The organism is Vibrio sp. 397 (assembly GCF_033339395.1).
GTDB classification, from domain to species: Bacteria; Pseudomonadota; Gammaproteobacteria; order Enterobacterales; family Vibrionaceae; genus Vibrio; species Vibrio alginolyticus.
In genome coordinates, this window is the sequence record NZ_JAWOUN010000028.1 from 26467 (window position 1) to 38473 (window position 12007).

Annotated in this window: 10 protein-coding genes and 1 riboswitch; of the genes, 2 read left to right on the forward strand and 8 right to left on the reverse strand. The window is 46.1% G+C overall.

Annotated features, from left to right (window positions below; translation table 11 throughout):
- The first annotated feature begins 90 nt into the window (after positions 1-90).
- Complete coding sequence (locus R7P36_RS23620) at positions 91-1032, forward strand: LysR family transcriptional regulator (protein ID WP_053303014.1); 942 nt, start codon at positions 91-93, stop codon at positions 1030-1032.
- Positions 1033-1235: 203 nt separating this feature from the next.
- Positions 1236-3026: an aminopeptidase P family protein gene (locus tag R7P36_RS23625; protein WP_213900112.1), complete on the forward strand. Its 1791-nt coding sequence runs from the start codon at positions 1236-1238 to the stop codon at positions 3024-3026.
- 121 nt (positions 3027-3147) lie between these two features.
- Here R7P36_RS23625 and thiH read toward each other — a convergent pair whose 3' ends face one another.
- The 8 genes from thiH to R7P36_RS23665 all read right to left on the reverse strand — a co-directional run bounded on the left by thiH (position 3148) and on the right by R7P36_RS23665 (position 11688).
- Positions 3148-4260 carry a 2-iminoacetate synthase ThiH gene (gene thiH / locus R7P36_RS23630; protein ID WP_115386370.1) on the reverse strand — a complete coding sequence of 371 codons (1113 nt, stop codon included), beginning with the start codon at positions 4258-4260 and terminating at the stop codon, positions 3148-3150.
- Between the two features lie 34 nt (positions 4261-4294).
- Positions 4295-5062 carry a thiazole synthase gene (locus R7P36_RS23635; protein WP_171343425.1) on the reverse strand — a complete coding sequence of 256 codons (768 nt, stop codon included), beginning with the start codon at positions 5060-5062 and terminating at the stop codon, positions 4295-4297.
- Between the two features lie 5 nt (positions 5063-5067).
- On the reverse strand, positions 5068-5322 hold the full coding sequence (gene thiS, locus R7P36_RS23640; RefSeq protein ID WP_213900111.1) for a sulfur carrier protein ThiS: 255 nt from the start codon (positions 5320-5322) through the stop codon (positions 5068-5070).
- A gap of 38 nt (positions 5323-5360) precedes the next feature.
- Complete coding sequence (locus R7P36_RS23645; protein ID WP_213900110.1) at positions 5361-6134, reverse strand: HesA/MoeB/ThiF family protein; 774 nt, start codon at positions 6132-6134, stop codon at positions 5361-5363.
- Entirely contained in the window at positions 6121-7536 is a 1416-nt protein-coding gene (locus R7P36_RS23650; RefSeq protein WP_213900109.1) for a thiamine phosphate synthase, read from the reverse strand. The genes R7P36_RS23645 and R7P36_RS23650 overlap by 14 nt, the downstream gene beginning before the upstream one ends.
- Entirely contained in the window at positions 7536-9476 is a 1941-nt protein-coding gene (thiC, locus tag R7P36_RS23655; protein ID WP_213900108.1) for a phosphomethylpyrimidine synthase ThiC, read from the reverse strand. Before thiC ends, R7P36_RS23650 begins: the two co-directional genes overlap by 1 nt.
- A gap of 163 nt (positions 9477-9639) precedes the next feature.
- Positions 9640-9738, reverse strand: a riboswitch (TPP riboswitch).
- Between the two features lie 60 nt (positions 9739-9798).
- Positions 9799-10182 (reverse strand): fluoride efflux transporter CrcB, encoded by a 384-nt coding sequence (gene crcB / locus R7P36_RS23660; RefSeq protein WP_005378811.1) that lies wholly within the window; start codon positions 10180-10182, stop codon positions 9799-9801.
- Positions 10183-10305: 123 nt separating this feature from the next.
- Positions 10306-11688 (reverse strand): multicopper oxidase family protein, encoded by a 1383-nt coding sequence (locus R7P36_RS23665; RefSeq protein WP_025768959.1) that lies wholly within the window; start codon positions 11686-11688, stop codon positions 10306-10308.
- Positions 11689-12007 lie beyond the last annotated feature (319 nt).

Consider the following 12007-nt stretch of genomic DNA (forward strand, 5'->3'; position numbering starts at 1 on the left):
ATAAAGAACTTTGGGTAAAGCTTAATCATCTGATGATATGAATGGAAATGATGTATAATCATGAGCATTATTCCTCAGAGGAAATTCACTGTGAACGTCGAAAAACTGGCTCGTATCGATTTAAATCTATTGGTCTGCTTTAAAGTGCTGATTGAAGAGTTAAACGTTACTCGTGCGGCCCACCGATTGTGCTTAAGCCAATCTGCCGTAAGTAAATCACTGGCTAAACTGCGCATTCAATTTGATGACCCGCTTTTCACTCGAAACTCACATGGATTAACACCTACGCCGCGCGCATTGTTTCTTAAACCGAAACTGGATCTGTTGATAAATCAGTTAGAAGTGCTGACTCAACCCGAAGAGTTTTCTCCCCAAAGCAGTGAATACCGTTTTCAAATAGCAGCGGTAGAGAGTGTCTACCCTCTCATTCTACCCCATTTCTTACCGGCGATTTTTCAACAAGCACCTGGCGTGACAATTAGCACACACCCGTGGTCGGATAATACATTTAAAATGCTTCAACGCGGCGAACTGGATTTAGGCTTAACTGGAAAAGATATCGATATAAACGATGCCAAGCTGACTCTTCAACCACCCGATGACATTTGCGAGTTGGAAATTTATCGTGATTACCAAATGTGCATCATTCGCAAAAACCACCCTGCGCTAAAACAACCTTGGAATCTGGAAGCCTATCTCGCCCTACGCCATGTACAAGTACGTTGTGATGGCAACGACCGTTGGTTGCTGGATTATCGCCTTGCAGATATTGGCACCGACCGCGATATTGCCGTCACTGTGCCCGACTTTAACAGTGCCGCAAGTTTATGTTCATACACCGACTTTATCTTTACTGCGCCAAGTCATTTTGTGCAACTTGCGGCCAAACAGCTTGATTTGGTCGTGCTGCCACTACCGTTAGAATTCCCACCTATGGCTTACACTTTATTCTGGCACCGAGACAGAGAAAACGACCCTGCATTAGGCTGGCTACGTACGATGATCACACAAAAAACCGATCACCTTAGATAAAAACACCGCGCTCAATTTGCGCTTAGCGGCTAAAATGAGTAGCTTAACTGTCGTAGTCCTTTTTGGCTCATCTATGGCCTAGTTGTACTCCGACTCTATTGAAGTGATTGCGAACCTCAATGGAATCGTAAACTGCATGAAGCAGATGGAAACAGCTCCCACACCTGAGCATGAAGGAGCGGTAATTTGAAGGAATAACACAGATGCACAACGATACCCAAAGCCGCGTGAATGCAATTCGCGAATGGCTAGCACAACATAATATTGATGCCCTACTTGTCCCTCATGAAGACGAGTACTTGGGTGAATACGTACCAGCGCACAACGAGCGTTTACATTGGCTAACTGGCTTTACTGGTTCTGCTGGTGCTGCGGTAATCACCAAAGACAAAGCCGCTATCTTTGTTGATGGTCGCTACACAGTACAAGTAACAAAGCAGGTTCCTGCTGATCTATTCGAATACCGTCACTTGATTGAAGAGCCTGCACTAGATTGGATTAAAGACCATCTTGCAAATGGCGCGTCTGTGGCAATCGACCCTCGCATGCACAACGCTGCTTGGCTAGACATGGCACAAGCAAAACTTGCTGGCGCACTTGAGCTTAAGATTCTCGATAGCAACCCAATTGATGAACTGTGGCACGACCGCCCTGCTCCTGTGGTTTCTGATGTTCGCCTAATGGCAACAGAAGCAGTTGGTCAGTCAAGTGAAAGCAAACGCCAAGAAATCGCAGAGCTCGTGAAAAAAGCCGGTGCAGACAGCGCAGTGATCACAGCACTTGATTCTATCTGTTGGTTGCTCAACGTTCGTGGTCTAGATGTCTCACGTCTTCCGGTTCTGCTTTCTCACGCGATTCTGCACTCAGATTCAAGCGTGGAATACTTCCTAGATCTAGCTCGTCTACCGGCTGAGTTTGACGCTCACGTTGGTTCAGGCGTGACCGTTCATCACCCTGAAGAATTGCAAACACGACTAGAAACCCTGACTGGCAAGAATGTATTGGTTGACCCTGCGACAAGTAACGCATGGTTTAAGTTGGTTCTGCAAAACGCCGGCGCAACCGTGGTAAGCAAAGCAGATCCATGTCTAATGCCAAAAGCAGCGAAGAACGCCGTTGAAATCGCAGGCATGAAAGCCTGTCATATCCGCGATGGCGTTGCGATGAGCAAGTTCCTATCTTGGTTAGATGCAGAAGTCGTTGCGGGTAACCTGCATGATGAAGCAACACTGGCTGACAAACTTGAAGCGTTCCGTAGCGAAGACCCAACACTGATGGATCTTAGCTTCGATACCATTTCAGCTGCCGGCGGTAACGCGGCAATGTGTCACTACAACCACGAAAACCAACCTGAACCTGGCAAGCTAGAACTGAACACACTTTACCTCGTGGATTCAGGCGGTCAGTACCTAGATGGTACGACAGACATCACGCGTACCATTGCCATAGGTCAGCCTTCACAAGAGATGATTAAACAATTCACTCTTGCGCTAAAAGGTCACATCGGTGTTGCACGTGCACGTTTCCCGAAAGGCACACGTGGTTACCAAATCGATACGCTAGCTCGTCAGCACCTATGGGCGGAAGGCTACGATTACGATCACGGTACTGGTCACGGTGTTGGTCACTTCCTAAGTGTTCATGAAGGTCCAGCGAGCATTTCGAAGAAGCAAATCGATGTGCCTCTGACAGAAGGTATGGTGCTATCCAACGAGCCAGGTTACTACCGTGCAGATGCGTTTGGTATCCGTATCGAGAACCTAGAGCTTGTTGTTGAAACCCCGACTAACGGTGACTTCCCTGTTCTATCATTTGAGTCGCTAACACGCTGCCCAATCGACAAGCGCAACATCAACGTTGATATGCTAACTCGTCCAGAACTTGCTTGGCTGAATGATTACCATCAGAAAGTATGGGATGAGATCAGCCCGCTAGTTGAAGGTGATGTGAAAGAGTGGCTTCGTCAAGCAACGCTACCAGTAGCACACAGCTAGAAGCTAGAAGCTAGAAGCTAGAAGCTAGAAAAAAGTAGAGGGTTGATGTTTTGCATCAACCCTCTTTTTTTGCCTATGTTTCACGTGAAACATAACGATGACCAGTGGCTTTCTTTGCTACTTAACCAGAATACGCCGAGTGCCAATCTCGCCATACTGGGTCAAAGCCTTTGGCTCGAATCATATCTTCCACAGAACCCGCGCTTCGCTCATCACTGATCTCAAACTGCTCGAGTTCAACATCATCCATCGCATACCCACCCGGCTGAGTTTTCGATGCAGCAGACATGCTGGTGATGCCTAACGGTAATGCATTGTCTCTGAATTTCGGTGATTCACGAGTCGATAATGACAACTCAACTTCTGGATTTAGCAAACGATAAGCGCAAATCAACTGCACAAGCTGCTTATCCGTCATGACTGATTTTGGTTGGAGCGCGCCCTCACAAGGACGTAAACGCGGAAATGAAATGGAGTAACGAGTCTGCCAATACGTGCGCTCAAGATAGTCCAAGTGCGCTGCCACATAAAAGCAATCTGTTCGCCACTCTTCCAACCCTATCAAAGCGCCAATACCGATCTTATCGATGCCTGCTTTTGCAAGACGATCGGGTGTATCCAATCGGTATTCGAAATCCATCTTATTGCCACGCAGATGGTGCTCGGCGTAAGTCGAAGGATGATACGTTTCTTGATAGACCATCACCGCATCCAAACCCAATGTCTTGAGCTCGGCGTATTCGTCTTGACCTAGCGGCTGCACTTCCATCGCCAAATAATTAAAGCGTTGCTTAATCATCGGCACCATTTCGCGAAAGTATTTCATGCCCACTTTGGTTTCGTGTTCACCAGTCACCAGCAATACGCTATCGAACTTCATGCGTTTAATAGCTTCAACTTCTGCAACCACTTCGTCCCTATTCAAGGTACGACGCTTGATTCTATTCTCCATTGAGAAGCCACAATAAGTACAAGCATTGGCGCACAAGTTAGAAAGGTACAGTGGAATGTAAAGCGACATGGTATTACCAAAACGCTTGCGAGTTGCCGAGTATGACAGCTGCGCCATTTGCTCTAAGTACGCTTCAGCCGCTGGTGAAATAAGCGCTTTAAAGTCTTCCAAATCACGCTTGGGTTTATTCAATGCTCGCTCGACATCTTGTGCCGTTTTCGCGTAGATCGACATCGAGATGTCGTCCCAATTCAGCTGCTTAAATTGTTCAACGAAGCTCATGTTTTCCTCGCTTAATAGCTAAACCAATCTAGGACTAAAGCTCATCTAGGAATGACGTCAGTGGACTCGACGCAACCGCATGAGAAACCTTACCAGCAAGTCCGGCTTCATAAGCCATACGCCCCGACTCTACCGCCAACTTAAATGCCTTCGCCATCGCAACGGGATCGCTCGAAGCTGCAATCGCAGTATTGACGAGCACGGCATCCGCGCCCATTTCCATCGCACGCGCAGCATGTGAAGGAGCACCGATACCCGCATCCACAACCACAGGAACATTAGCTTGGTCGATAATGATCTCTAGGAAGTCGTGAGAAACTATCCCTTTGTTAGAACCGATCGGCGCACCTAATGGCATGACCGCTGCACAACCCACTTCTTCCAATCGTTTACACAGAACCGGGTCAGCATGACAGTAAGGAAGGATAATGAAGCCTTCACGAACCAGTTGCTCAGCGGCAGCAAGTGTCTCAATTGGATCAGGCATCAAGTACTTCGGGTCTGGATGAATTTCTAGTTTTAACCAGTTAGTGCCCAACGCTTCTCGCGCCAGTTGCGCGGCAAACACAGCATCTTTAGCATTCTTTGCACCCGAGGTGTTCGGCAATAAGTTCACACCCGCTTGTACTAACGGAAGCAAAATATCGTCTTGTCGGTCGTTCACATCGACACGCTTCAACGCCATGGTCGCAAGTTGAGATCCCGACACTTGAATCGCTTCTGCCATTAATCGGCTGTTGGCAAACTTCCCTGTTCCCGTGAACAGTCTTGATTCGAATTGTTTATCACCAATTTTAAGCATCGACTTTAACCCCCTGCGATCGCTTGAAACAAAGAGATGCTATCTCCCTGTGAAAGAACTGTGCTAGCCCACTCACTGCGCGGCACAACATTGTTATTAATTGCAAAAACACAGCCCATTTCAGGCAGCGAAAATTGACTAATGATTTGCTGTAGATTTGACTCACTGGCAACTTGATGTGACTGGTCATTGATGACAATAGTGATCACATCTAAGTCAGCAGCGGTCATTTGTATTGTTTGTTGTTCTGATAACGTCATTGCTTCCAACTCTCTTAATTCTGCCAATTACTCGTAAGCTAAATCTGAGCACACACTTGGCACTGTTTGTCTTTGCTTATCGCCATGGTTTGCCATTGCAGTTTCAACCCATCAAACAGATGCAACTTGGCAGTCTCGACATGAAACTTTCCCGTCGCCAGTTTTTGAATTGCCGCTATCGCTTGGTAGTTACCAAGTGTGCCCACCACCGGACCAACGACACCACTCTCACTACACTTTTGCGTTTGCGGTAATTCGTCGAACGGATACAAACAGCGGTAACAGGCTTTACTCTGCGCTTCTTGTTCACTTGGTATTTGGTAATCAAAGACAGCAAATTGTCCTTGCCAACCAATTGCCGCCGCTGAGATAAGTGGCGTATTTTGCTCGAAACAAACTTGGTTAATGAGCTGACGCGTTGGCATGTTATCGGTGCAGTCGAGCACCACATCTGCTAGCATCACTTCAAGCTGCAGCTGTGCTTTGTCTAATCGCTTATTGAGAGCACGAACTTGGACCATAGAATTAAGTTCAGTGAGTTGCTTTACAGTCGCTTTTGTTTTCGCAACTTGGAGGTCTTGTTCACGATAAATGATCTGACGTTGTAGGTTACTGCTATCAACTTCATCGTCATCAACAACAACCAATTTACCAACACCCGCTGATGCCAAGTACAAACTCGCAGCACTTCCTAACCCACCACAACCGATGATCAGCACATTCGATTTACTCAACCGCTCTTGCCCAACTTCGGCAATTTCTGGCAGAGCGACTTGACGTTGATAGCGAAGGAACTGCTTATCCGTCAGCATGCTCGCCTCTCTTGGTATCCACCAATTCACTATTCTGTTCAGTAAACGTTAGCTGTCTTTCCTTCATCAGTTGTGCAAAAAACTCGATGACGGACTGAGGTGATTCTGCCAACGTAATAACTCGCACAACTGCCAAACTAGAAACACCTGTTTGCCAAACTTGGTCTGCATTAGATTGATCAATGCCACCAATTGCGACCGTCGGAAAGCCAAGCACACAGTCACTACCTGCTTTGTCTTTTGCAGGTCTGAAAGCAGCCTCTGTATTTGTATAAGGAATGCTATCAATCAGCTTTTGATACAGAGCCAAGCGCACCAAACCTTGTGGTTTCGATGGCATCTGTTTTGTGGTGGTTGGGAAAATATGCCCTAGTGCGATGTAGCTAGGATGAATTTGTACGATGCGCAGTAGTTCGTAATAACCATGCGTAGAAAGACCAAGACGAATGCCGGCTTTAGTTATCTGAGCCAAATTCGATTCTTCTATGTCTTCTTGTCCTAGGTGAACACCATAAGCGCCATGCTTGATTGCCAACTGCCAATAGTCATTGATGAACACTTGTGCTTGATACTGACGACCTAGCTCAATTGCTCGAATAATCTGTTGTTCTAAATCGGCTTGTTGTGGGTTCTTGATTCGCAGTTGAATAGTGTTGATGCCTAGTGGCAGTAGACGCTCAATCCAAGCAACATCATCAACGACTGGATAGAGCCCTAGACTTTGCTTAGTTAGAGTTGGAAAGCTAACGCTCTCACCTTGTGCAGACCAACCAACTTGAATACCTAGCCGGTTATCCTCTAGTACAGGTGTGGGGAAATCATCAAATTGGTCAGCCCACTGAGTAGATCTTCCCTCACCAAGGTTGTCATTCAATAGTGTTTCACGTGAAACATTCGCTTGTTGAGTTAGCATTCCTCGAGCAAGTGTTAACGCATCTTCGATAGGAAAATCGAGTACTGTCAGCGTTACTATCCAAGCAAGGTGATGTTCGGGATCAAGCATTGCGTTGAATTTGGACTTAACGGAAAGCGCTCTCACTTCGTTGTTAATTGGGTGATGCCAGATATCAAGCTGAAGCACTTTCTCCTTTTCATCGGATATCTGCGTATCAGCAATGCCAATATAAATCGCTTTCGACGGTTGCTTAGCACACGCTTCTACCGATAAAGCAGAGCGGTAATAGAGCACAAATGAACTCTCATGCTCAGAGTCATAACCATCAATAAGATCTGTCGTTATGCGTGTGGTCTGTTGGTCGCGAACAAGCTGAATAGATTGAGTTGGGCTCACACCCAACTCAATGTCTTCGATGCTAAAACCCTGTTCTCTCGCCAACAACAAACATTGCTGAACTAAACCTGTCAGTTCGATCAATGATGACGGAATAAGGATTTTGCTCATTAGTCACTTACCTCGGCATGTGCTGCTGGGTGGTATAGCTCAGAACCTGACTCTCTAAATTCTTGCGATTTCTGACGCATCCCCTCAAGAGGGTCATCCAGCATTTTGATTGAGATAGCTTGGTCCGCAGCAACTTGCTCTGTGTCTTTCGCATACTCTCGAACCTCTTGCGAGATCTTCATCGAGCAGAACTTTGGCCCGCACATCGAACAGAAGTGGGCAACTTTTCCAGACTCTTGAGGCAAGGTTTCGTCATGGAAAGCGCGCGCGGTATCAGGGTCGAGTGATAAGTTGAATTGGTCTTCCCAGCGGAACTCGAAGCGAGCTTTAGAAAGCGCGTTATCACGCACTTGTGCGCCTGGGTGTCCCTTCGCTAAATCAGCGGCGTGCGCAGCAAGCTTATAAGTGATCATTCCTACTTTCACATCTTCTTTGTTTGGTAAGCCAAGATGCTCTTTCGGAGTTACGTAGCAAAGCATCGCACAGCCATACCAACCAATCATGGCTGCGCCGATGCCTGAAGTAATATGGTCGTAACCAGGAGCAACGTCTGTCGTCAGCGGACCAAGGGTATAGAAAGGAGCCTCATGACAGTGCTCTAACTGCTCTTCCATGTTCTCTTTGATCATATGCATTGGAACATGACCAGGGCCTTCAATAATCACCTGTACGTCGTATTCCCACGCAACCTTGGTCAATTCGCCAAGAGTACGAAGCTCTGCAAATTGCGCTTGATCGTTAGCATCAGCAACCGAGCCAGGACGCAGACCATCACCAAGAGATAGTGCAACATCGTACTTAGCACAGATTTCACAGATCTCTCGGAAATGGGTGTATAAGAAGCTTTCTTGGTGGTGCGCTAAACACCATTTCGCGATGATAGAACCACCACGAGAGACGATACCAGTCACACGTTTTGCAGTCATTGGAACATAACGAAGTAGTAAACCGGCATGGATAGTAAAGTAGTCAACGCCCTGCTCTGCTTGCTCAATCAGGGTATCGCGCATCACTTCCCAGTTAAGGTTTTCCGCAACACCGTTCACTTTCTCAAGCGCTTGGTACATTGGCACGGTACCGATCGGAACCGGACTGTTACGTAGAATCCACTCGCGAGTTTCATGAATATTGCGTCCAGTAGAGAGATCCATAACGGTATCGCCACCCCAACGTGTCGCCCAAACGAGCTTCTCTACTTCTTCCTCAATCGAAGAAGTGACCGATGAGTTACCGATGTTTGCGTTCACTTTGACCAAAAAGTTACGTCCAATGATCATTGGTTCGGATTCTGGGTGGTTAATATTGGAAGGGATAATAGCGCGACCTTCGGCGACTTCTTTGCGCACGAATTCGGCGGTAATATCTTTTGGTAGGTTCGCTCCTAAGCTTTGACCCGGATGCTGTTGATTCAGCACTTCATCGCGATACTTGGCACGCCCCATGTTTTCACGCAGCGCGATATATTCCATTTCTGGGGTAATAATACCTTTGCGAGCATAGTGCAATTGAGTCACACAATGGCCATCTTTGGCACGTCGAATACGTGGTAAATTACCGTAACGAAGATCGTCTAGTGTTTCGTCTTCTAAGCGTTCTTTGGTGTACACCGAGCTTACTTCATCAAGTAGCTCAGTATCGGCGCGCTCTTCAATCCACCCTTCTCTCAGCTTAGGTAAGCCATTATAGAGGTCTATGGTGTGCTCTGGATCTGTGTATACACCCGACGTATCGTAAACGCGTACTGGCTCATTAGGTTCGAATATAGGCGCTTCTTTTGTGCCTCCAATAAGGCTATCAGCGAGTGATATTTCACGCATTGGTACACGAATATCTGGACGTGAGCCTTCTACGTAGACTTTGCTTGAATTGGGGTACGGTTGTACCGAGAGTGTATCAATGAACTGTTTTGCTTCCAGTCTCGCTTGTTTGCGACTCGACATAGCATTTTTCCTTGCTTTGTTATACTAGATAAAAAGTAATTGGATAAAAATGCTTGGCGGATAGATGCGACAAGAGGAGTCAAATTAAGGCTAGTTAAAGCTTACGATATTTGCCTGTAACAACATTCGACTTTTGATAGGTCAACCAGAAAGAACTCCGGTGTGAATATCTTCTCTTGTTCCCTTCGCAGATTCTAATCTGATCAGGTTCAACGGATCCCGAATTAACGGTCTCAGCCTTATGGCACTCCGACAAGTGATATCAGTATATAAAAACGGCTTGGTGAAACCAAGCCGACCTGTTCAATTTTTAACTACTTTGCTAGCTGCGCATCAATAATTGAAAGCCTATCCACGCAGCTGAAATACTTAACACGACATTCAACAATACGTTCAATCCCATCTTAAAGAAAGCGCCCTGCTGCATGAGCAACACATTATCCATCGAGAAGGTGGAAAACGTCGTTAGTGCGCCTAAAAAACCCAAGCCAATCACTTGTCGCCAAGGTTCCGTTGCCAAAAGTTCATTATCGAAAGCTGCTATCAATAAGCCCATCATAAATGAGCCAACAACGTTAACGGTTAACGTACCATATGGAAAACCACGCCCCAATAAAATGACACAAAGTTCAGAAATTAAGTAACGAGAACATGCACCAAATGCACCACCCAATGCAATAAAACCCAAAACGGATAGTTGTCCCATAATTCCCCCAGAAAAGTTAATGGCGACATTGTAATCAAATTTACGGCAATAGTGATTATACAATCTTAGAATTCAGCAAAGTATAGCGCTTAAAACTTATCAAGATTTTAAAAGTTACAGGAGTCACTTTACTTCGATGTAACCCATCAAACCCGTCTTCATATGTTCAATTACATGACAATGGTACATCCAACGCCCTGGGTTATCTGCAACAAATGCCGCTTTCGCACTGCCGTTTTTTCCAAGTAAGACCGTATCGGTATGAAACGGTTCGTCGAGTTTTTTGCCATCTAACTCAAGAACCGTAAATGTGTGTCCATGAAGATGAATAGGATGATGATATTGGGTGACGTTCTTTAGGTTGAAGATATAGGTTTTTCCAATCTCCAATGTTGAAAGCGGCGCTGGAATATTATCTTTGCTCATTCCCTCCCAAGCCCGTTTGTTCATCAGCCAGAATTGGGGGATCGCTTTGCCCGATTGATCAGCAGGAGTGATCGCCCCCTCCCACTCAAACACATAATCGATTTGCTCTGCATTTTTCAAATCGAGATCTGGCACAGGGTTGAGAGGTAATAAAGGCAGTTTCTGGTTGTTCGACAGGTCAGACTCAACAACGTCAAACTCGCACAAAGGGAATGGGAAGCGTCCTTTCATTTGACGCACATAAACACGTGTTCCAGCCTTCGGAGCAATCAATCCGATATCTAACCTCATTCCCGGACCAATTTTGTGCTGAGTGAGCTTATAAGGCGCTTTAACAGGATTACCATCAATAGCAATAACCCAAGCCTCTGCACCTTCAATAGCGATCGGGTAAGTAATGGTATTATCGACATTAGCAATTCTTAATCGCGTAGTGGCATTCTGCTTCAGCGTATAAACAGGTTCATGCACACCATTGACGCTACTCCACTCTCCGGGAGTCCCCATACGAGCGCTCAAGCGCGGCACCATAAGGTTCTTCCACTGACCTAGTTTGTCTAAATGCCAATGCTTGAGGACGACTTCATGCTCTTCATCAAACTGAACCGGCTCTGCCTCTTCAACGACAATTAGCCCGACTAAGCCCATACCAAGCTGCTTCACACTATTCATATGTGGGTGATACCAAAATGTGCCCGCATCTGGTGGTGTAAATTCATAAACGAATGTTTCACCTGGCATGATAGGCTGCTGGCTCAAGAAAGGGACACCATCCATTTCAATAGGGATTCGCAAGCCATGCCAGTGGATTGTAGTCGGCTCTGAAAGCTTGTTAGTAAACCGAATTATAACTTTCTCGCCTTGGCGACAACGAATCACAGGCGCTGGAATCGAACCATTAAATGCGAGTACGTCTGTGTTAAACCCAGGGACCAATTCTGCAGTAGAAGGTTCTGCAGTGATATCGTATATATATTGCCCCTGCTTATTAGTGCTCCGAGATAGAGAACATGCAGGTAGAACGGCAAGCGCGGAGATTGCTAAGGATGATTGAAGAAAGCGTCGACGAGATATATCCATACATAGTTACTCATTAATCCAGATCGGTTGAGTGTAACTAAATATAAATAGTGATTCCCCTTTATTATTAAAATTTCGGGCCACTGATCATTACAGCTAACTGTAGTTTCGTTCGTTCAGTAGATTAAATGCAGCCAAAGTACAGCAGAAAGCCATACTTACGGGATAAGAGTAGAAATAAGCTATAATAATGAGAAGAAACCAGATACAAAAAAGGCTCTGACCTAAGTCAGAGCCTGATATATGGCAGGGGTGGAGAGATTCGAACTCCCAACACGCGGATTTGGAATCCGCTGCTCTGCCAATTGGAGCTACACCC